This is a genomic window from Streptomyces avermitilis MA-4680 = NBRC 14893 (genome assembly GCF_000009765.2).
GTDB classification, from domain to species: Bacteria; Actinomycetota; Actinomycetes; order Streptomycetales; family Streptomycetaceae; genus Streptomyces; species Streptomyces avermitilis.
In genome coordinates this window covers 5,768,631-5,788,630 of the sequence record NC_003155.5, presented here as the reverse complement: position 1 = coordinate 5,788,630, position 20,000 = coordinate 5,768,631, and the positions used below count along the sequence as shown (strand labels likewise).

At 70.9% G+C, this 20,000-nt stretch carries 19 protein-coding genes; 6 read left to right on the top strand and 13 right to left on the bottom strand.

Annotated elements, in window-relative coordinates:
• Positions 1-65 precede the first annotated feature (65 nt).
• Together SAVERM_RS24515 and SAVERM_RS24510 are read left to right on the top strand one after the other, a co-directional pair.
• Positions 66-977: a DUF4253 domain-containing protein gene (locus SAVERM_RS24515; RefSeq protein WP_010986170.1), complete on the top strand. Its 912-nt coding sequence runs from the start codon at positions 66-68 to the stop codon at positions 975-977.
• Between the two features lie 158 nt (positions 978-1,135).
• The gene (locus SAVERM_RS24510; protein WP_037648007.1) at positions 1,136-2,068 is read left to right on the top strand and encodes an aminoglycoside phosphotransferase family protein; all 933 of its coding nucleotides are present in this window, start codon (positions 1,136-1,138) and stop codon (positions 2,066-2,068) included.
• A 46-nt stretch (positions 2,069-2,114) separates the two neighbouring features.
• Here SAVERM_RS24510 and SAVERM_RS24505 read toward each other — a convergent pair whose 3' ends face one another.
• A complete protein-coding gene (locus tag SAVERM_RS24505; protein ID WP_010986168.1) occupies positions 2,115-3,017 on the bottom strand; it encodes an SAM-dependent methyltransferase in 903 nt (300 codons plus the stop codon).
• 108 nt (positions 3,018-3,125) lie between these two features.
• Complete coding sequence (locus SAVERM_RS24500) at positions 3,126-4,433, bottom strand: helix-turn-helix domain-containing protein (RefSeq protein ID WP_037648009.1); 1,308 nt, start codon at positions 4,431-4,433, stop codon at positions 3,126-3,128.
• A 211-nt stretch (positions 4,434-4,644) separates the two neighbouring features.
• Between SAVERM_RS24500 and SAVERM_RS24495 the strand changes: the two genes are divergently transcribed.
• Positions 4,645-5,253 (top strand): DUF4232 domain-containing protein, encoded by a 609-nt coding sequence (locus SAVERM_RS24495; protein WP_042493515.1) that lies wholly within the window; start codon positions 4,645-4,647, stop codon positions 5,251-5,253.
• A 45-nt stretch (positions 5,254-5,298) separates the two neighbouring features.
• Here the strand turns inward: SAVERM_RS24495 and hemB are convergent, their stop codons facing one another.
• The 6 genes from hemB to SAVERM_RS24465 all read right to left on the bottom strand — a co-directional run bounded on the left by hemB (position 5,299) and on the right by SAVERM_RS24465 (position 12,202).
• Positions 5,299-6,291: a porphobilinogen synthase gene (hemB, locus tag SAVERM_RS24490; protein WP_010986165.1), complete on the bottom strand. Its 993-nt coding sequence runs from the start codon at positions 6,289-6,291 to the stop codon at positions 5,299-5,301.
• 139 nt (positions 6,292-6,430) lie between these two features.
• Positions 6,431-8,146, bottom strand: a complete 1,716-nt coding sequence (locus SAVERM_RS24485) for a bifunctional uroporphyrinogen-III C-methyltransferase/uroporphyrinogen-III synthase (RefSeq protein ID WP_010986164.1) — start codon at positions 8,144-8,146, stop codon at positions 6,431-6,433.
• Positions 8,143-9,117, bottom strand: coding sequence for a hydroxymethylbilane synthase (hemC, locus tag SAVERM_RS24480; RefSeq protein ID WP_010986163.1), 975 nt, complete (start codon positions 9,115-9,117; stop codon positions 8,143-8,145). Before hemC ends, SAVERM_RS24485 begins: the two co-directional genes overlap by 4 nt.
• Complete coding sequence (locus tag SAVERM_RS24475) at positions 9,114-10,823, bottom strand: glutamyl-tRNA reductase (RefSeq protein ID WP_010986162.1); 1,710 nt, start codon at positions 10,821-10,823, stop codon at positions 9,114-9,116. The genes hemC and SAVERM_RS24475 overlap by 4 nt, the downstream gene beginning before the upstream one ends.
• The gene (locus SAVERM_RS24470) at positions 10,820-11,578 is read right to left on the bottom strand and encodes a redox-sensing transcriptional repressor Rex (protein ID WP_010986161.1); all 759 of its coding nucleotides are present in this window, start codon (positions 11,576-11,578) and stop codon (positions 10,820-10,822) included. The genes SAVERM_RS24475 and SAVERM_RS24470 overlap by 4 nt, the downstream gene beginning before the upstream one ends.
• 315 nt (positions 11,579-11,893) lie before the next feature.
• Positions 11,894-12,202 carry a glutaredoxin family protein gene (locus SAVERM_RS24465; protein ID WP_010986160.1) on the bottom strand — a complete coding sequence of 103 codons (309 nt, stop codon included), beginning with the start codon at positions 12,200-12,202 and terminating at the stop codon, positions 11,894-11,896.
• Between the two features lie 139 nt (positions 12,203-12,341).
• Here SAVERM_RS24465 and SAVERM_RS24460 point away from each other — a divergent pair, with 139 nt between their 5' ends.
• The 3 genes from SAVERM_RS24460 to SAVERM_RS24450 all read left to right on the top strand — a co-directional run bounded on the left by SAVERM_RS24460 (position 12,342) and on the right by SAVERM_RS24450 (position 16,014).
• On the top strand, positions 12,342-13,286 hold the full coding sequence (locus SAVERM_RS24460; protein WP_078234366.1) for an HAD family hydrolase: 945 nt from the start codon (positions 12,342-12,344) through the stop codon (positions 13,284-13,286).
• A 418-nt stretch (positions 13,287-13,704) separates the two neighbouring features.
• Positions 13,705-14,481, top strand: a complete 777-nt coding sequence (locus SAVERM_RS24455; RefSeq protein WP_010986158.1) for an ECF subfamily RNA polymerase sigma factor, BldN family — start codon at positions 13,705-13,707, stop codon at positions 14,479-14,481.
• A gap of 306 nt (positions 14,482-14,787) precedes the next feature.
• Entirely contained in the window at positions 14,788-16,014 is a 1,227-nt protein-coding gene (locus SAVERM_RS24450) for a DUF5667 domain-containing protein (RefSeq protein WP_037648013.1), read from the top strand.
• A gap of 59 nt (positions 16,015-16,073) precedes the next feature.
• Here the strand turns inward: SAVERM_RS24450 and SAVERM_RS24445 are convergent, their stop codons facing one another.
• The 5 genes from SAVERM_RS24445 to SAVERM_RS24430 all read right to left on the bottom strand — a co-directional run bounded on the left by SAVERM_RS24445 (position 16,074) and on the right by SAVERM_RS24430 (position 19,938).
• Positions 16,074-17,120: a lysophospholipid acyltransferase family protein gene (locus tag SAVERM_RS24445; RefSeq protein ID WP_010986156.1), complete on the bottom strand. Its 1,047-nt coding sequence runs from the start codon at positions 17,118-17,120 to the stop codon at positions 16,074-16,076.
• A gap of 14 nt (positions 17,121-17,134) precedes the next feature.
• On the bottom strand, positions 17,135-18,196 hold the full coding sequence (locus SAVERM_RS24440; RefSeq protein WP_037648014.1) for an NAD-dependent epimerase/dehydratase family protein: 1,062 nt from the start codon (positions 18,194-18,196) through the stop codon (positions 17,135-17,137).
• A 323-nt stretch (positions 18,197-18,519) separates the two neighbouring features.
• Entirely contained in the window at positions 18,520-18,618 is a 99-nt protein-coding gene (locus SAVERM_RS40400) for a 30S ribosomal protein bS22 (RefSeq protein ID WP_003948845.1), read from the bottom strand.
• Between the two features lie 162 nt (positions 18,619-18,780).
• Positions 18,781-18,993 (bottom strand): helix-turn-helix domain-containing protein, encoded by a 213-nt coding sequence (locus tag SAVERM_RS24435; RefSeq protein ID WP_004984898.1) that lies wholly within the window; start codon positions 18,991-18,993, stop codon positions 18,781-18,783.
• Between the two features lie 129 nt (positions 18,994-19,122).
• Positions 19,123-19,938, bottom strand: coding sequence for a phosphatase (locus tag SAVERM_RS24430; protein WP_010986154.1), 816 nt, complete (start codon positions 19,936-19,938; stop codon positions 19,123-19,125).
• Between the last annotated feature and the right edge of the window lie 62 nt (positions 19,939-20,000).

Sequence of the window (20,000 nt, the reverse complement as noted above, 5' to 3'; positions counted from 1 at the left end):
CGGCTTTGCGGTCTCCCCATCTGGGCTCCCGCCGGTTGTCAGTGGCCGCCCCTACAGTCACGGGCATGGCGACACTTCCCAATCCGCTGCCGAAGCTGGCGGCCGACCCGAGCGGACGCACGCTCGGGCTCGAACTCCCGGCCGGGCGACTGATCGACGCGACGCACGACGGGCCGTGGCCCGAGCCGCTGCTGTGGTGCGCGGACGGGCCCGCCACCCCCGGCGCCTGGGCCGCGCTCACGCCCGCCCGGCGGACGGCGGGGCTGCTGCCGGTGCTCCTGGACGTGGGCGGCCCTCAAGGAGAGCCGGACGAATGGGAGTTGATGCCCGCCGAGGCGTCCTATCCGGGTGATCACGACGCTGAGGAGGTGCTGGCCGAGTTCTGGGAGGAGTACGCGGCGGACGAGCTGTCCGACGGCGAGGGCCGGCCGGGCGAGGAGCGGGCCGAGGAGGTCTTCGGGACACCCGCGTCCGGTGACGAGACGGTGGCACCGTTCGGCCCGGTATGGCCCGGCCTCGCCCCCGCCGCACACCTCACCACCGACGCCGGCGCCGGCCCCGACGAGAGCGCCGACCCCGACGCCCATGCCGCCGGGACGGCCGACTCCCTCGCCGCCGACGGCTCCTGGCTGAAGGAGCCGCGGCTCGCCCTGGTCCCGGCCCGCCGCAGCGCGGACATCCCGGCGGCCCTCGGCTGGAGCGGCCCGCTGAACCACGAGAGCGACCCGGCCCGCCTGTGTGCCGTTCTGCGCTCCTGGGAGGACCGCTTCGGCATACGGGTCGTGGCCCTCACCTTCGACCAGCTGGTTCTCTCGGTGGCGGCCCCGCCCACCACACCGGCCGAGGCGGAAGCGGTCGCCGCCGAGCACTTCGCGTTCTGCCCGGACAACATCACGCGGGGCCACCACAAGACGCTGCGCTCCTACGCGGCACACGAGGTCCTCAACCGGCGGACCTGGTCCTTCTGGTGGGACTGATACGACCACTTGTACGACCGATTCGCGCAGGTGTACGTCCGTTTCGCACCGGTGCGTGAGGGGACATTCCCGGCGGACACCCCGGGGGCCTACATGTCGACTACATACGTTTTGTTTCCCGATGCGGACGACGTCCGTTGCCCCTTAGGCTGCCGCCCATGCTGCCCAGCGTGGACACAAGTGAAGAGTTGGACGCGATGGTCAGGGACGAGGCGCTGCTGCGACCGGCGGCCCAGGACCTCTGCGCCCATCTGGGGCTGACCGGTGCCCGGTTGGTCCGTTTCGACGATGGTTCGCTGCCCGTGTACGCGGTCGGCGGGACCCTGGTACTGAAGCTGTTCCCGGGCTTCGAGGCGGCCGAAGGCGTCAGAGAGGCACGGGTGTTGTCCCACCTCTGGGGTCAACTGCCCGTGCCGACACCCCGCTTGCACGCCGGCGAGATGTACAAGAACGGCTGGCGCTACGTGCTGATGTCCCGGCTGCCCGGAGTGAGCCTCTCGACGGCCTGGTCCCGGATCCCGGCCGTCGAGCAGGACCGGATCGTCGACGAGGCGGCCGAGACCCTGGCCGCGCTGCACTCCGTGGACTGGAAGCCGCTGGCCGACGTCGTCGGACCGGCGGACTGGGGCACGTTCCTGCGCCGGCAGCGCGCCGGCGTACTGGAGCACCACCGCGCGGCCGGGCTGCCGAAGCCGTGGCTGGACCAGATCCCCGGCTTCCTGGACGCGGTACGGCTGCCGGCGTCGGGGGAACGCGTCCTGCTGCACACCGAGTTCATGCGCGAGCACCTGACGGTGGACCCGCAGGACGGGTGGCGCCTGACCGGTCTCTTCGACTTCGAGCCGGCCATGATCGGCGACCCGGCGTACGACTTCGTGAGCGTCGGCCTGTTCATGTCGCGCGGTGACCCCCGCCTGCTCCGGAGGTTCTACCAGGCGTACGGCCGGCCGCCGCACGACCCGTACCAACTGCTCGCGTATACGCTGCTGCATGTGTACAGCGATCTGGCCTGGTATCTGCGGGAGATGCCGGCCCCGCCGCACCCACGCCTCGACGCGCTCGCCGAGACGTGGTTCGGCACGGACGGATAGGGCGTTCCTCGAGGCTCAGTCCCGGTCCGCGACGGCCGCGGGCGCCCTACGCCTTCCTGCCGGTGACCGCGTACACGTTGATGTCGGCGTCCGTGACGTCGTTGATGTCGCGGTAGCGGACCTTCTCGATGTCGTCGAGGGAGGCGAGGTAGGACGCGTCCGGCTGCTCGGGCACCGGAGCGGCGTCGTCGGGCCGCCAGTGATGGGCGGGAACGACGCCCGGGTCGTCGAGCTCCAGGCCGTTGTCCGTGAGGAACCGCTCGACCTCGCCCTTGGTGCGCAGCACGAAGGTGAAGCCGCGCTCCGTGAAAGTCCGCTGGACCGCGCGGATGTTCTCGGCGTTGAGGTCCTCGGTGAGATGGCTGAGCACCAGCCGGCTGCCGGACGGCAGCGCCTCCACCAGCTCGCGCACGATCGGGTAGGCCTCCGCGTCCTCCACGAAGTGCAGGACCGCCACGAGCACGAGCGCGACCGGCTGGTCGAAGTCGAGAGTCTTGGCGGCCGCCTCCAGGATCTGCCCGGGGCTCTTGAGGTCGGCGTCGATGTAGTCGGTGGCGCCCTCGGGGCCGCTGTTCAGCAGGGCGCGCGCGTGGGCGAGCACGACGGGGTCGTTGTCGACGTACACGACCCGTGAGTCCGGATTGATCCGCTGGGCGATCTGGTGCACGTTCTCCTGCGTCGGCAGACCGGTGCCGATGTCCAGGAACTGCCGGATGCCGTCGTCCTGCGCCAGCCGCGTCACCGCCCGCCGCAGGAAGTCGCGGTTGTGCCGCACGTCCAGATAGCCGCGCGGGTTCGCCGCGAGCGCCGCGGCGGCCGCGGCACGGTCCACCGGGTAGTTGTCCTTGCCACCGAGAAACACGTCGTAGACCCGCGCCGGATGCGCCTTGGTGGTGTCGATCCTCTTTCTCAGCTCGGCGGGGTCGTGGCTGAGGGCGTCACCGGGCATAGGGCCTCTCCCTGGAGAGTCGCGTCATTCAACGGGCAACAACCTAACTCCCAGGGCGACTTGTTGGTGCCCGCCCGATCATCTCGGTGCCCACCCGATCACCTTCGCTCAGCCTTTGACGTTCGGCTCGTACGCGTTCCTGCCCCACTCTGTGGAACCCAGCGGGTAGTTGTACGCGGGACGCCCCACGTTGCCGCTGGTGCGGAAGAGCTCGCCGTTGTCGTCGACGCGGACCGTCCCGTGCTTCGTCCCGCTGGACCACTCCAGCTCCAGGTTCCAGCTCACGTCATGGGTCCGCGCGTCCGCGAACACATAGAACACCTCGGGGTCGGACTCGCTGACCTTGTAGGGGAAGTCCCGCTGACCGGCCTTGGGCACGGCCACCGGCCGGCCGGCGTCGAGATCCACCTCGAACGACCGCGTCTCCACGCCGCCGCCGCATCCGACGCCCATCTCGTAGTCGTTCCACGCGAGCGGCGCGTCCTTCTTGGCCACCCGCACATGCAGCGACTCCAGGACGACGGTGGCCTTGCCGGTGCCCTGCACGGTCAGCGCGAGCATCTGCTGCCCGGCGGGCACCCCGCCGAGCGCGGTGACCCACCCGCGCGCGTCCGGCTCGGTCGGCGGTGGCGGCATCCGCGCGGCGTCCCGGTCCACCAGGTAGTGCTGGCTGCACGGGCTGTCCCACTTGTACGCGTTGGCGACGACGATCGGCGCGGCGGCCCCGTCGTCCGGGCCCCGCGTCCGCTCCGCCCCGACACTCCGGGAGCCGGACGGGGCAGGACCGGCGCCGCGCGAGGCGGACGGCGAGGGCGAGGGCGACGCGCTCTTCGCACCGGCCGACGCGGTGCCGTCGGACGTCACGCCGGCGGACGAGGCGGCGGCACCCGCCGACTGCTTGCGGCCGTGGTCGTCGCCCTTGCCGGGCACGAGGTTCACGACGAGCGCGGCGGCCACGACGGCCGCGGCCACGGCGGCACCGGCGAGCACGACGGTACGCCGACGCCGTACCGGCGATTCGGGCTCGGCTCCTGCGTCCGACTCCACCTCAGGCGCATCTTCGGCCCCGGAGGCCGCATCCGGCTCAGGCGCACCCTCGGTCCCGGAAGCCGCCTCCACCTCCGGCTCCGGCACAGCCACCGCCGACGCCACCGCCGGCTCGGGCGCCCCCTTCTGCCCCCGCAGCGCGTCCGCCCGCACCCACCGCCGGTGCAGCTCCACCAGCTCCTCGGGCGTCGCCCGGCACACCCGGGCGAAGCGCTCCACGGGCGCGTAATCCGCCGGTACGGCCTCCCCGTTGACGTACCGGTGCAGCGTCGACGCACTCATGTGCAGCCGCTTCCCGAGCGTCCCGTAACTGAGTCCGGACCGCTCCTTGAGTTCCTTCAGCAGTCCCGCGAACTCGTCCCCGGCCACGTTCTCTCCCTCACCCGCGTCCCGGACCGTATTCCAGAGGGATGACATTCCCCCAGGTCAGAGCCGGTACCGCCATCCCGGCGTCCCGAATCACCCGACGACTGTGGCGGCCGGGACGGATCACCCCACAAGCTTGGGCCATCCAAGCACGCCGCTCCCGGCAACCGGTCGAGCGGCCACGCCGACCAGCCACACCAGAGGGGGCCGACCCATGTCCGAACGCACCGCCCGTACCCGGCTGTTCGCCGCCGCCGCGGTCGCGCTCGCGGCGCTCGCCCTCACGGCGTGCGAGAACGGCGAGGGCGTACGCGACGAGGACCCGTCCGCGGCGTCCAAGTCGGCGACCCGGCCGACCGGTTCGACGCCGACGACCGCACCGGACACGGCGGACACCACCCCAGGCACCACCACCGCCGGCAGCCCCCCGTGCACCGCCGACACCACCAGGATCATGGCCACGGAGGTCTCCCGCCCCCTGAACCACCTGCTCCTGACCCTCACCAACACCGGTTCGAGGACCTGCACCCTCACCGGCCACCCGGTCACCCGGTTCGGCGAGGCCCGGTCCGTCCCGGCGGCGCGGGAGACCAGGCCGCGGGCGGCGGTCCGGCTGTCCCCCCGCGAGTCCGCCTACGCGGGCGTGCTCCTGTCCTCGGGCGACGGCAGCGGCGCATCCGGCTCCACGGCCAAGACCCTCACGATCACCTTCAAGGACGGCAGCACCGCCCGCCCGGCGCTCCCGCCCAGGGGGGTCCACGTCGACGACCGGCTCACGGTGACGTACTGGCAGTCGTCCATGGACACCGCGCTCACGTACTGACGTCACCCGCAAGGGAGTTCGCGCCGCAGACGCCGGGCGCCGTCCTCAGCGCAGCTTCTGCGCCACCTCGGTGGCCCAGTACGTCAGGATGTTCTGTGCCCCGGCCCGCTTGATGCCGGTCAGCGTCTCCAGGATCGCCTTGTCCCGGTCGATCCAGCCCTTCTCCGCGGCGGCCTCGATCATCGAGTACTCGCCGGAGATCTGGTACGCCGCGAGCGGTACGTCCACCGCGTCGGCGACCCGCGCGAGGATGTCGAGGTAGGGACCGGCCGGCTTGACCATCACCATGTCGGCGCCCTCCTCCAGGTCGAGGGCCAGCTCCCGCAGCGACTCGCGCGCATTGGCGGGATCCTGCTGATACGTCTTGCGGTCACCCTTGAGCGAGGAGCCGACGGCCTCCCGGAAGGGCCCGTAGAAGGCGGAGGAGTACTTGGCGGTGTACGCCAGGATGGAGACGTCCTCGCGCCCGATCTGGTCCAGGGCGTCCCGGACGACACCGATCTGGCCGTCCATCATCCCGCTCGGCCCGACCACATGCGCGCCCGCGTCGGCCTGCACCTGCGCCATCTCGGCGTACCGCTCCAGGGTCGCGTCGTTGTCGACCCGGCCCTGCCCGTCGAGCACCCCGCAGTGGCCGTGGTCGGTGAACTCGTCGAGGCACAGGTCGGACATGACGATCAGCTCGTCCCCGACCTCGGCCCGCACATCGCGCAGCGCGACCTGGAGGATCCCGTCCGGATCCGTGCCCGCCGACCCCTGGGCGTCCTTCTTCGCGTCCTCCGGCACCCCGAAGAGCATGATCCCGGAGACACCGGCCTCCAGCGCCTCCAGCGCCGCCTTCTTCAGGCTGTCGCGCGTGTGCTGCACGACGCCGGGCATGGCCGTGATCGGCACCGGCTCACTCACGCCCTCGCGCACGAACGCGGGGAGGATGAAGTCGGCCGGGTGCAGCCGGGTCTCGGCGACCATGCGCCGCAGAGCGGGGGTCGTACGCAGCCGCCGGGGACGCGTACCGGGGAAGGATCCGTACTTCGTCATGCCCTCCACGCTACGCCCGCCGCGGGAGCACCTTTGCCGACGCCGAGTCGGGGATCACCGAGGGAGTCCGGGGCAAAGGGAGTCCGGGGGCAAAGCCCCCGGAGACACCCGCCCCGGCACCACCCCGGCGCCGTCCCGGCTACGTCGTACGCCGCCGCCGCGACCCCGGCCGCCGCTCGCTCGGCCGCGTCACCGGATCCCCGGCGTCCAGCGCCGACGCACGGCGCCGCAGCCCGAAGTCCGCCAGCGCCTCCGCCAGCTTGAGCACCGAGGGCTCGGGAGCCATGACGTCCACCCGCAGCCCGTGCTCCTCGGCCGTCTTGGCCGTGGCGGGACCGATGCACGCGATCACCGTCACGTTGTGCGGCTTGCCCGCGATGCCGACCAGGTTGCGCACCGTCGAGGACGACGTGAACAGCACGGCGTCGAAGCCACCGCCCTTGATGGCCTCCCGCGTCTCGGCCGGCGGCGGCGACGCGCGCACCGTCCGGTACGCCGTGACGTCGTCGACCTCCCAGCCCAGCTCGATGAGCCCGGCGACCAGCGTCTCGGTCGCGATGTCCGCCCGCGGCAGGAACACCCGGTCGATCGGGTCGAAGACCGGGTCGTACGGCGGCCAGTCCTCCAGCAGACCGGCGGCCGACTGCTCACCGCTCGGCACCAGGTCCGGCTTCACACCGAAGGCGACCAGCGCCTTCGCGGTCTGCTCGCCCACCGCCGCGACCTTGATCCCGGCGAAGGCCCGGGCATCGAGCCCGTACTCCTCGAACTTCTCCCGCACGGCCTTGACCGCGTTCACCGAGGTGAAGGCGATCCACTCGTACCGGCCCGTCACCAGGCCCTTGACCGCGCGCTCCATCTGCTGGGGCGTCCGCGGCGGTTCGACGGCGATCGTCGGCACCTCGTGCGGCACGGCCCCGTACGACCGCAGCTGGTCGGAGAGCGACGCCGCCTGCTCCTTCGTCCGCGGCACGAGCACCTTCCAGCCGAACAGCGGCTTGGACTCGAACCACGACAGCTGGTCGCGCTGGGCGGCGGCGGAACGCTCACCGACCACGGCTATCACCGGTCGGCCGCCGTCGGGCGAGGGCAGCACCTTCGCCTGCTTCAGCGTCTGCGCGATGGACCCGAGCGTGGCGGACCAGGTGCGCTGCCGTGTGGTGGTACCGGCGATGGTCACCGACATCGGAGTGTCGGGCTTACGGCCGGCGGCGACCAGCTCGCCCGCGGCCGCGGCCACGGAATCCAGCGTGGCCGAGACGACGACGGTCCCATCGGACGCGCCCACCTCGGTCCAGCACCGCTCCGACGCCGAACGGGCGTCCACGAACCGCACGTCGGCGCCCTGCGCGTCCCGCAGCGGCACACCCGCGTAAGCGGGCACACCCACGGCGGCCGCGATGCCGGGCACCACCTCGAACGGCACGCCCGCGGCGGCGCACGCCAGCATCTCCTCGGCCGCGTACGTGTCGAGGCCGGGGTCACCGGACACCGCACGCACGACCCGCCTGCCGCCCCGCGCGGCCTCCATGACAAGATTGGCGGCATCCCTCGACGCGGGGGTCCCAGCGGTCGTCGACGTGCTGTCAACAACCGCTAGTTGAGGCGTGCTTGTGGCCGAATACGTACCTGACGACGTATCCGAATACGCATCCGAAGACGTGTTCAGCACGGCGACGCCTTGCCTGGCATGCGTACGGACCACGTCGAGCACCTCATGCTCGGCGACAAGAACGTCCGCTCTCGCCAGCGCCTCCACGGCGCGCAGTGTGAGCAGTCCCGGATCTCCGGGACCGGCACCCAGGAAGGTGACGTGCCCGTGTTCCGGACCGGCGGGAAGGGTGGTGGGGCTCAATGTTCTCGCTCCCCCATCAGACCGGCCGCGCCCTTGGCGAGCATCTCGGCAGCGAGTTCGCGACCGAGCGCCATTGCCTGGTCGTGCGTCTCGGGCACGGGACCGGTGGTGGACAGCTGCACCAGCGTCGAGCCGTCGGTTGTACCGACGACGCCGCGCAGGCGCATCTCAGTGACAATCTGCCCGTCGGCCAGCAGGTCGGCCAGCGCCCCCACAGGGGCACTGCAGCCGGCCTCCAGGGCGGCGAGCAGGGATCGCTCGGCGGTCACGGCGGCCCGGGTGAACGGGTCGTCGAGCTCGGCGAGCGCAGCGATCAGGTCCGCGTTGTCCGCGGCACATTCGATCGCGAGGGCCCCCTGGCCGGGGGCGGGCAAAACAGTGTCGACCGGCAGGAACTCGGTCACTTCGTCGATCCGGCCGATCCGGTGGAGCCCGGCGGCGGCGAGTACGACGCCGTCCAGCTCACCGCTGCGGACGTACCCGATCCGGGAGTCGACGTTGCCGCGGATCGGGACGGTCTCGACGGCCAGGCCGTGGCTGCGCGCGTAAGCGTTCAGCTGGGCCATGCGGCGCGGCGAGCCGGTGCCGACCCGCGCGGTCCCCTTCGGGGAAGGAGCGCCCAGCTCTTCGAACGTCAGTCCGTCGCGGGCGACGAGCACGTCGCGCGGGTCCTCGCGGACCGGTACGGCGGCCAGGGCCAGCTCGTCGGGCTGCGCGGTCGGCAGATCCTTGAGGGAGTGCACGGCGAAGTCGACCTCGCCGCGCAGCAGCGCGTCGCGCAGCGCGGTCACGAACACACCGGTGCCGCCGATCTGGGCCAGGTGCTCGCGCGAGGTGTCGCCGTAGGTCGTGATCTCCACGAGCTCGACGGGCCGTCCGGTCACCTGCCTCACGGCGTCGGCCACCTGCCCGGACTGGGCCATGGCCAGCTTGCTGCGCCTGGTCCCCAGCCGCAGTGCCTGCTCACTCATTCTCGCCCTCGGTTCTTGGCGTTCTCGGTGCTGTCACTGGTGTCCCTGTCGTCGGCCCGGGAGACGGCGGCGACCGTCTCGGGGTCGAGGTCGAACAGGGTCCGCAGCGCGTCCGCGTACCCGGCGCCGCCGGGCTCGGCCGCGAGCTGCTTGACCCGTACGGTCGGCGCGTGCAGCAGCTTGTCGACGACGCGCCGCACGGTCTGGGTGATCTCGCCGCGCTGCTTCTCGTCGAGGCCGGGCAGCCGTCCGTCGAGCCGCGCGATCTCGTTCGCGACGACGTCGGCGGCCATCGTGCGCAGGGCGACGACGGTGGGGGTGATGTGCGCGGCGCGCTGGGCGGCGCCGAAGGCGGCCACCTCGTCGGCGACGATCCGGCGCACCAGGTCCACGTCGGCGGCCATCGGCGCGTCCGCGGAGGCCTCGGCGAGCGACTCGATGTCGACGAGCCGCACCCCGAGCAGCCGGTGCACGGCGGCGTCGATGTCACGGGGCATCGCGAGGTCGAGCAGTGCGAGCGCGGGCGCGGGCCGGGGGGCCTCGACGACGGGCTCGGGCCGGCGGCGCTCGGGGAGACGGCCGCCGGCGGCGACCGTGGCGGCGAGCGCGGTGATCAGCTCGGCCTCGACCTCGGGCGTGCGGCGGCTGTCGCGGCGGTCGACGGTTCCCCGGTCGACCCAGGCCGCGTGCTGTTCCAGGGTGGCCGCGTCCATCCCGGCGACCGCGGCCTCTCCCATCACGGAGAAGCCCGTGGCGCCCTGGACCGCGGACAGGTCGAGGGGGCAGCCCTCGTCGGTACCGGCGGGGGCGAGGCCGCCCGCCGCGGAGGCCGGGGTCTCCTCACGCACGGCGACCGGCGTACCCGTACGCCCCTCGACCGCCGCCGCGACCGCCTCGGCCGTCAGGACGAGACCCGTGGCGCCGGTACAGGAGACGGCGACGTCGGCACGTGTCAGCTCGGCCGGCACCGCGTCCATCGGTACCGCGCGGGCCAGCACGTCCGTGTCGTCGCCCTCCGTGAGGATCTGCGCGAGGCGCTCGGCGCGGTCCGGTGTGCGGTTGGCGATCACGACCTCGGCGACCCCGGCACGCGCGAGCGTCGCGGCGGCCAGCGAGGACATGGAGCCGGCACCGATGACCAGGGCCCGCTTGCCCTTGGCCCAGGCCTCGACCGCCGTACCGGCGGAGAGCTGCTCCAGGCCGAAGGTGACCAGCGACTGTCCGGCGCGGTCGATGCCGGTCTCGGAGTGCGCCCGCTTGCCGGTCCGCAGTGCCTGCTGGAACAGGTCGTTGAGGAGCCGTCCCGCGGTGTGCAGTTCCTGCGCGGTGGCCAGCGCGTCCTTGATCTGGCCGAGGATCTGGCCCTCGCCCACGACCATCGAGTCGAGGCCGCAGGCCACCGAGAAGAGGTGGTGGACGGCCCGGTCCTCGTAGTGCACGTAGAGATAGGGAGTGAGCTCCTCGAGCCCGACCCCGCTGTGCTGGGCGAGCAGCGTGGACAGCTCGGCGACGCCCGCGTGGAACTTGTCCACGTCGGCGTACAGCTCGATGCGGTTGCAGGTGGCAAGGACCGCGGCCTCGGTGGCAGGCTCCGCGGCGACCGTGTCCTGGAGCAGCTTGACCTGGGCGTCCGCGGTCAGCGTGGCCCGCTCCAGAACGCTGACCGGAGCGCTGCGGTGGCTCAGCCCGACGACGAGGAGACTCATGCCGGCATCACGGCGGGGACGTCCCCGTCAGGCCCCTTGTCGGCGGACTCCTTGGAGGCGGCGGCCGGGATCGCGCCCTCGGCCGCGGCCTCCTCGCCCGCCTTGCGCTGCTCGTGGAAGGCGAGGATCTGGAGCTCGATGGAGAGGTCGACCTTGCGCACGTCGACGCCGTCCGGGACGGTCAGCACGGTCGGCGCGAAGTTCAGGATGGAGGTGACGCCCGCGGCGACGAGCCGGTCGCAGACCTGCTGGGCCGCGCCGGCCGGAGTCGCGATGACCCCGATCGAGACGCCGTTGCCGTCGATGATCTTTTCCAGCTCGTCCGTGTGCTGGACCGGGATCCCGGCGACGGGCTTTCCGGCCATTGCCGGATCGGCGTCGATCAGCGCGGCGACCCGGAATCCACGGGAGGCGAACCCGCCGTAATTGGCCAGCGCGGCGCCGAGGTTACCGATACCGACGATCACAACCGGCCAGTCCTGGGTCAGACCCAGTTCGCGGGAGATCTGGTACACGAGATACTCGACGTCGTAGCCCACACCGCGCGTGCCGTACGACCCGAGGTACGAGAAGTCCTTGCGCAGCTTCGCGGAGTTGACCCCCGCCGCGGCCGCGAGCTCCTCGGAGGAGACCGTGGGTACCGAGCGCTCCGACAGTGCGGTGAGGGCTCGGAGGTACAGCGGAAGCCTGGCGACGGTGGCCTCGGGAATCCCTCGGCTGCGGGTCGCCGGTCGGTGAGTTCGGCCAGTTGCCACGGTGCTCCTGCGGGTAGCGCGGGGCTGCAGGCGGTCACACGTACCTAGACCGCCCCGTCGAAAGCAGGCTATGTCTTTGTGAACGCGTGCACAAAGATAGTGTCCGATTTGCCCGGCCAACGTGACCGGGGTCACGCGCCCCCGGCGTATGCGTATGGAACCGGCACACAGGCGCCTTCGTTCCTCACTCGACGGGGGCAAAACCGCACACACTCCTCAACGATCCACGCCCCCCGAGACCAAACCGCCCCCGATCCTAAGCGACTTTCCGGGCTGTTTGGACTACTCGGTCAGTCACGAAGGGTGGCCCTCCGGTCAGGACCGGCCCGGCAGGCCCTGGGTGAGGGCTTTGCGAAGGCGTTCCTCGTTCACGCGCCAGAAGGTGTGCTGCGCGCCATCCACCAGGACGACCGGAATCTGCTCCCAGTACTCACGGTGCAGCTCCGCGTCCTGGGTGATGTCCTTCTGCTCCCAGGGGACGCCGAGATCACCGCAGACCTTCTCGATGACCTGCTGTGCGTCATCGCACAGATGACACCCCGGCTTGCGGATCAGCGTGACGAGCCGGTCCTGGGGGGCGCTCTGAGCGGCCTTTCGCCGAAAGATGGGACTCATGTCGGCCATTCTCACCCCGCGAACGGCCGCGCGGCGCCCCCGCGGCGCACCGACGGGACCACTTGTTTAACGGTGCGGCCGCAGAGAGTTCACAGCCTCCAAACCTCTCGACTCCGGAAGCACCGAACAAACTGGCTATGCTCACGCCATGGCCGCTCTCGGATGGCTCACTCCCCGTAGGCGCTCCGCCACCGCGCGGAGCGTGTTGGCAGGCGAGGCCTCGGCGGAGGCAGCGCGCAAGTCCTCCCAGGAGCTGGAGGAACTCGCGCACGAAGCCGCGCCCGACGTCACGGACCAGGAACCGGCGTTCCCGGTGCTCGGCGACGACAAGGCCGCCGCCTTCTTCGACCTGGACAACACCGTGATGCAGGGCGCCGCGCTCTTCCACTTCGGCCGGGGCCTGTACAAGCGGAAGTTCTTCGAGACCCGCGACCTCGCCAGGTTCGCCTGGCAGCAGGCGTGGTTCAGGCTGGCCGGGGTCGAGGACCCCGAGCACATGCAGGACGCCCGCGACTCCGCGCTGTCCATCGTCAAGGGCCACCGCGTCTCCGAGCTGATGTCGATCGGCGAGGAGATCTACGACGAGTACATGGCGGAGCGGATCTGGCCGGGGACACGCGCGCTGGCCCAGGCACACCTGGACGCCGGCCAGAAGGTGTGGCTGGTCACGGCCGCGCCGGTGGAGATCGCCACGGTCATCGCCCGCCGCCTCGGCCTGACCGGCGCGCTGGGCACGGTCGCGGAGTCGGTCGACGGCGTCTACACGGGCAAGCTGGTGGGCGAGCCGCTGCACGGCCCGGCCAAGGCGGAGGCGGTACGCGCGCTGGCGGCGGCGGAGGGCCTGGACCTCTCGCGTTGCGCCGCGTACAGCGACTCCCACAACGACATCCCGATGCTGTCCCTGGTGGGCCACCCCTACGCGATCAACCCGGACGCCAAGCTCCGCAAGCACGCCCGCAACCTGGACTGGCGACTGCGCGACTACCGCACGGGCCGCAAGGCGGCGAAGGTCGGCATTCCGGCGGCGGCCGGCGTGGGCGCGGTGGCCGGCGGCACCGCGGCGGCGATCGCACTGCACCGCCGACGCCGCTGACGCCGCTGCGCCGCTGACGCCGCTGCGCCGCTGACGCCGCTGCGCCGCTGACGGCGGATCACCACAACTCCCAGCTCAGCACCATGCCGGGCGCCCTCTCCAACGAGAGGGCGCCCGGCATTCTTTCTGTCCTACCCCCGCACCGCTCCCGCCAGTCCCCTTACGCACACCCGGCCACAACACGCCCCGCACCCATACGGAATCCGAACTCATCCGATCAACAACCGTTCACGATTCGGCACTTGATCAGGCGCCAATGCGTAACAGAAGCGACGTAATCGATGATTTGAGCAACTGGGTGTAGTGCTGCCTGTACGAAGCGTTATTCTCCTCAGACGCAATCCGGTACCCCTCCGTCGCTACGACGGGTGAAAGGTTCCGTACTGCACGTGATGGAAGCTCTGCCTCTGGGAGTCCCGTGTACCCACACGTCGGGGTTGACGCCTCGGGCCTGGCTACGCTGCGCACAACGGTCCTCGACCTGTTGCGCGGCTTCGTCCCCACCGCGTACGCCGTCCCCGCCTTCGCCACCGCCGCACCGCTCGGCCCGTGCTACGCACTGGCCGAGGGCAGCGCCGCGGTCGGTGGCAGACGGGGCCGTTCGAGCTCGGCCGCCACCACCGCACGCCGTCCGGCCGCCGACAGTGACAGCGCCCGCATGATGGACCTCGTCGAGCGCGCCCAGGCCGGCGAGGCCGACGCCTTCGGACGCCTCTACGACCAGTACAGCGACACCGTGTACCGCTACATCTATTACCGCGTGGGCGGCAAGGCGACCGCGGAGGACCTCACCAGCGAGACGTTCCTGCGCGCCCTGCGCCGCATCGGCACGTTCACCTGGCAGGGCCGCGACTTCGGCGCCTGGCTGGTCACGATCGCCCGCAACCTCGTCGCCGACCACTTCAAGTCGAGCCGCTTCCGGCTGGAAGTGACCACCGGCGAGATGCTCGACGCCAACGAGGTCGAGCGCTCCCCCGAGGACTCCGTCCTGGAGTCCCTCTCCAACGCCGCCCTGCTCGACGCCGTACGGCGGCTCAATCCCCAGCAGCAGGAGTGCGTGACCCTGCGCTTCCTCCAGGGCCTCTCGGTCGCCGAGACCGCCCGTGTGATGGGCAAGAACGAGGGCGCGATCAAGACCCTCCAGTACCGGGCCGTACGCACGCTCGCCCGACTCCTCCCCGACGACGTCCGCTGAGCACCGCACAGTGAGCACCGCACAGCGAACACCGCGCCGAGCGGCGCATCCGTCCCCGCACCGGCGGATCGCGGCTCCGTACGCTGAGCGACCCCCAACTCACCTTCCGTGAAAGTCCGTTGACTTCGCGGTCCGATCATCCGTCGTCCGTAACCCAAGTGCCGCGCCACTCGTTACGCGGGATACAGGCTCCCTGTGGTCACACTCCGGCCGTCTACGATCACTCGATCGTGCAAGCGGTCGAAAGGCGTGCACCCTCAGGACCCCCTGGGGAGTCGACCGTCATGACGAGAGGAGGTGCCGCCAGTGATCGCGAACGTATCGGCGCACCGGCGGGCGAACGCCTTCGCCCAGGCCCTGGAGGAGCAGTCCGACCGGGACTCGGCGGCCGGGCAGCCCGATGGACCCGCTCCGCCCCCGACTGCCGCGGAACGGACCGGGCAGGGCCGCATGTTGGCCCTCACCACCGGTCTCGGCGAGTTGCCGAAGCCGAAGCTGGACCCCGAGGTCAAGGTCGTGCAGCGGGCGCAGCTCGTGGCCGCGATGGAGGCCATGCTGCGGGACGGCACGGTGCCGGGAGGCGAGGCGGCGGACCCTTCGGTGCCCGAGCAGCGGTCCCATCGGGCCCGGGGCGCTCACCGGGCGACCGGACTGGGGAAGTTGCGACCGCGTACGCGGCTCACGAAGGGCCTCGCCGCGGGTGGACTCAGCGTCGGTGTGGCCGCGGCCTCGTTCGGCGGAGTGGCCGCTGCCAGTTCCGACGCCCTGCCGGGTGACTCCCTCTACGGCCTCAAACGGGGCATCGAGGACGTCAAACTGGGGCTGGTCCACGGCGACAGCGACCGCGGACAGCTCTACCTCGACCAGGCCTCGACGAGGCTCAGCGAGGCCCGCCGGCTGATGGAGCGCGACCGCGGCGGCCCCCTCGACCACGAGTCCGTGGGCGAGGTCAGGCGCACCCTGTCCGGCATGCAGCACGACGCGGCCGAGGGCCACCGCCTGCTGCACGAGGCGTACGAGCGGGACGGCTCACTGGGCCCCATCCAGGCCCTCTCCACCTTCTCCCGCTCGCACCGCGAGGCCTGGGGCGCCCTGCGCGACCGGCTGCCCGTGCAGCTCGGCGACGTCAGTCAGCAGGTCTCGTCGGTCTTCGACGCCATAGACCAAGAGGTCGCTCCGCTCCAGTCACTGCTGCCGCAGCCCCCGGCCCCCGGCGGCACCGGCAAGCGGCATGGGTCCGGCACGGAGTCCTCTCGCTCCGCCGGCACGGACCAGCCCGAGCCCAGCGCCACCGGCGACTCCGCCACCGGCAGCGACAGCAGCGGCAAGCCCCAGCCGTCCACGTCGAAGAGCGGCGAGGAGGGCCTCCTCGGCGGCAACACGGGCGGCCTCCTGGACCCGCCGAAGGACAGCACGAGCAGCTCGCCGGCCTCGAGCAAGCCTCCGACCAGCGGCGCCCCGGACGTCACCCTGCCGCCCCTGCTCCCGGGCCTCCTCCCGGGCCTGGGCATCGACAGCGGGGAGACGAAGTAGCTCATACGACGGTGGGGCGCCCTTCGCAGGAAGGGCGCCCCACCGTCGTACGGACGGGATCAGAAAAACACGGACCGGCGCTGCACCAACAGCTTGTACAGCGTGTGCTGGATCTGTTCCCTGACCTGGTCCGTCAGGTTGAACATCAGCATCGGGTCCTCCGCCGCCTCCGGCGGGTAGCCGTCCGTGGGGATCGGCTCGCCGAACTGGATCGTCCACTTCGTGGGCAGGGGAACGGCGCCCAGCGGGCCGAGCCACGGGAACGTCGGAGTGATCGGGAAGTACGGGAAGCCGAGCAGCCGCGCGAGCGTCTTCGCGTTGCCGATCATCGGGTAGATCTCCTCCGCACCCACGATCGAGCACGGGACGATCGGCGTGCCCTGCCGCAGCGCCGTGGAGACGAAGCCGCCCCGGCCGAAACGCTGGAGCTTGTAGCGCTCGCCGAACGGCTTGCCGATGCCCTTGAAGCCCTCCGGCATCACACCGACCAGCTCACCGCGCTCCAGGAGCCGTTCGGCGTCCTCGGCGCACGCGAGGGTGTGACCGGCCTTGCGGGCCAGCTCGTTGACCACCGGCAGCATGAAGACCAGGTCGGCCGCCAGCAGCCGGAGGTGACGGCCCGCCGGATGGTTGTCGTGGACCGCGACCTGCATCATCAGCCCGTCCAGCGGGAGCGTGCCCGAGTGGTTGGCGACGATCAGCGCCCCGCCCTTCGCCGGGATGTTCTCGATGCCCTTCACCTCGACCCGGAAGTACTTCTCGTACACCGGCCGCAGCAGCGACATGAGGACCTGGTCGGTGAGCTCCTCGTCGTAGCCGAAGTCGTCGACCTCGTAGTCCCCGGTCAGCCGCCGCCGCAGGAAGGCCAGCCCTCCGGCGATCCGCCGTTCCAGACCGCCGTCCTGCGGCCGCTGCGGCGGCTGTTCCTCACGCGTCACGGGAACATCATCCTGCGGAAGAGCCCGCCCGGGCAGGGGCTGGACCTCCCGTACCACCGCGGGCTCGCCGCCTCGCCGGCTCCCCGCACCCCGGCGCCGCGGCGGCCGCTGCACGGCAGCCCCACGGGACCGGTCGTCGTCGAACGGAATGACCTTGGCGTCCGCCATCGTTGGTGCGCTCCTCAGTTGGCGCTCTGCGTCGGGGGGTGGCCACCGCCCAGTGCGGGCAGTGCGGCGATCCGGTCGACGGCCCCCGCGAGGGCCTCCGGCGGCAGAAGTCCGGGACCGCGGCTGCGCGCGAAGTCCGCGAACGTTTCTGCGGTCGTGTACTTCGGCACGTATCCCAGCGTCTCGCGCATCTGGTTCGTCGCCACGACCCGGCCGTGCGTCAACAGCCGGATCTGCTCGGGCGAGAAGTCCGTCATGCCCAGCGTACGCACCGCCGAGCCGACCCAGGTGACCGCCGGCAGCAGCAGCGGGACCGTCGGACGGCCGAGCCTGCGTGCGCACTGCGACAGCAGCAGGACGCCGTCGCCCGCGACATTGAACGTGCCGCTGTTGAGAGTTCCGCGCCGGGGCTCGTACGAGGCGATGCGCAGCACGTCGATCACGTCGTCCTCGTGCGCGAACTGCAGCCGCGGGTCGTAGCCGAACACGGTCGGCAGCACCGGCAGCGAGAAGTACGAGGCGAGCGGCGAGTCCGCGCTCGGGCCGAGAATGTTCGCGAACCTGAGCACGCACACGGCCACGTCGGGGCGGCGGCGGGCGAAGCCGCGCACATACCCCTCGACCTCCACGGTGTCCTTGGCGAAGCCGCCGCTGGGCAGGGACTTGGGCGGGGTCGTCTCGGTGAACACGGCCGGATCGCGCGGCGCGGACCCGTACACGTTCGTACTGGACTTCACGACGAGCCGCTTGACCGTCGGGGACTTCTGGCAGGCACCCAGCAGCTGCATGGTGCCGATGACGTTGGTCTCCTTGACCGTGGCCCGGCTGCCGGTGCCCAGCGCGGTGCCGGTCACGTCCATGTGGACGACCGTGTCGACGGAGTGCTCGGCGAGCACGCGCGCGATGGTGGGCTGCCTTATGTCGGCCTGGATGAAGTCCGCACCGCCCAGATGATGCTCGGGACGGACCGCGTCGACGGCGATCACCCGGTCGACGTTCGGGTCACGCTGGATCCGTCGTACGAACCGGCCCCCCAACTGACGGGCCACTCCGGTCACGAGCACGACCTTGCCCAAGATCAGCGCCTTCCTTCCAGCCGTCTGCCTACATCGGTGTGCTGCTGCTCGTACTCTGCCGTGTTCCCCGTGTACGGCCACGTTAGCGGGTCGATGTTGCGCTGTGATGACCCCCCGATGCACGAAGTGACGAAGGCGGCCATGCGTACGGTCAGACCAAGCCAAGACGCCGTCCAGACATACGCACAACGGGTTCCGGCCGCCCGAAAGCGGGTCTTCACGGCTCTCGTACGGCCGGACGAGTTCCCGTTCGGCTCCGGATATGACTGCGGCCCCCCACCAGAACGGTGGGGGGCCGGCAGAACGCGCTCTCGCGGCGTCGCCTACTTCTTGTTGCGACGCTGAACGCGGGTGCGCTTGAGCAGCTTGCGGTGCTTCTTCTTGGCCATCCGCTTGCGCCGCTTCTTGATAACAGAGCCCACGACTACCCTCGCTCACTTCTCTTCACTCGGTGCTGGGCGCCGGGGCCCACACGACCTACGAGGGGCTAGCCTACCCGCCCGAGCGCTGAGGTCGTAATCGAGGAGATCCGGGGGATCCCGGGGCAGCCCCGCAGGGCCTTCCCGGGCATCCCCCGGACGCCGTCAGGCGGTCTCCACCCCCACATAGCTCTCGCGGAGGTACTCGTGAACCGCTTGCTCCGGCACCCGGAAGGACCTTCCCACCCGGATCGCCGGCAGATGACCGCTGTGCACCAACCGGTACACGGTCATCTTCGACACTCGCATCACCGAGGCGACTTCCGCCACGGTCAGGAACTGAACCTCGTTCAGAGGCCTCTCGCCAGCTGCAGCCATGACACACCTGAACCTTCCGCACTCGACGGCCACCGGCTTCCCCTTCCGGTGACTCTTCGTCGTTGCGTGCTCACTCCCCAATGTAGGGGCGGGTGATGCGAGTGGGGAAGAGGGGATGCCATCGGCGGCCTACTGTGACAGACACGCTCGATTGAGTACATAGCGAGTAAGCGGTCGGTAGTAATCAGACCGCACAGCGTCATCAAGTGGAACGACGACGGACACCCGCCCCTCTGCCTCCCCGACGAAGAGCGCGGGATCGTCCGTATCAGCCAGACCTATGGCCTCGAACCCCAGCTGACCTGCCCCGCAGACCCATCCATGGTCCCCGACGACCAGTTCCGGGAGGGGGTCGCCGGCCTCCGCGGCAGCCGCCAGCGCGGTGCGAACCGGGAGGGGGGAATGGCTGTGTGCGCCGGTCTCACGACCGGCGGTCAGCACATCGGGTTCGCGGACGAGCGCGACTCCTCGTACGTAGTCCAGGTTGTACGTGCGTAGACCGAACCGGGTCGTTATGTCGACACAGTGACCCTGCGCTGGGGTGAGAACCGTACATCCCGCCGCCGACAATGCGTCCGCCAAGGCGGCGTAGAAGCCGAGCAGACGGTGCGGGTGGCCGGTGCCGAGGAGGACGGGCACCTTGTCCCGTGCGGCTTTCCCGAGCCGTGCGGCGAAGGCGTCCAGGGCTTCCAGCGTCCGCTCCGGATCGATCACATCGTGACCGGAGGTGTGGGTGGGATCGGCCGAAACCCCGCACTTGTCCGCCATCAACTCGATCAGATCCCGGGGCTCCCATGTCCATTCGGGATCGAGTCCGATCATGACACGGGGGTCGCGCGCCGCGAAGAGCCGATAGCTGCGCAGGCTCTCCTCACGCGAAGTGGCCACGGGCCCGGCCAGCCGGGCAGCCAGCAAATGCGCACGTAATGCTCCGGTGCTCAACACGTCAGCGATGCTGACGCACCCATCCCTCCCGTATGCCCAAAATGGGAAAACACCCCACAGTC

Excerpts from the sequence above, each read along its gene's own strand:
- SAVERM_RS24515 (WP_010986170.1), top strand. The coding sequence starts at position 66 with ATGGCGACACTTCCCAATCCGCTGCCGAAGCTGGCGGCCGACCCGAGC.
- SAVERM_RS24510 (WP_037648007.1), top strand. The coding sequence starts at position 1,136 with ATGCTGCCCAGCGTGGACACAAGTGAAGAGTTGGACGCGATGGTCAGG.
- SAVERM_RS24505 (WP_010986168.1), bottom strand. The coding sequence starts at position 3,017 with ATGCCCGGTGACGCCCTCAGCCACGACCCCGCCGAGCTGAGAAAGAGG.
- SAVERM_RS24495 (WP_042493515.1), top strand. The coding sequence starts at position 4,645 with ATGTCCGAACGCACCGCCCGTACCCGGCTGTTCGCCGCCGCCGCGGTC.
- hemB (WP_010986165.1), bottom strand. The coding sequence starts at position 6,291 with ATGACGAAGTACGGATCCTTCCCCGGTACGCGTCCCCGGCGGCTGCGT.
- hemC (WP_010986163.1), bottom strand. The coding sequence starts at position 9,117 with ATGAGTGAGCAGGCACTGCGGCTGGGGACCAGGCGCAGCAAGCTGGCC.
- SAVERM_RS24475 (WP_010986162.1), bottom strand. The coding sequence starts at position 10,823 with ATGAGTCTCCTCGTCGTCGGGCTGAGCCACCGCAGCGCTCCGGTCAGC.
- SAVERM_RS24465 (WP_010986160.1), bottom strand. The coding sequence starts at position 12,202 with ATGGCCGACATGAGTCCCATCTTTCGGCGAAAGGCCGCTCAGAGCGCC.
- SAVERM_RS24460 (WP_078234366.1), top strand. The coding sequence starts at position 12,342 with ATGGCCGCTCTCGGATGGCTCACTCCCCGTAGGCGCTCCGCCACCGCG.
- SAVERM_RS24445 (WP_010986156.1), bottom strand. The coding sequence starts at position 17,120 with ATGGCGGACGCCAAGGTCATTCCGTTCGACGACGACCGGTCCCGTGGG.
- SAVERM_RS24435 (WP_004984898.1), bottom strand. The coding sequence starts at position 18,993 with ATGGCTGCAGCTGGCGAGAGGCCTCTGAACGAGGTTCAGTTCCTGACC.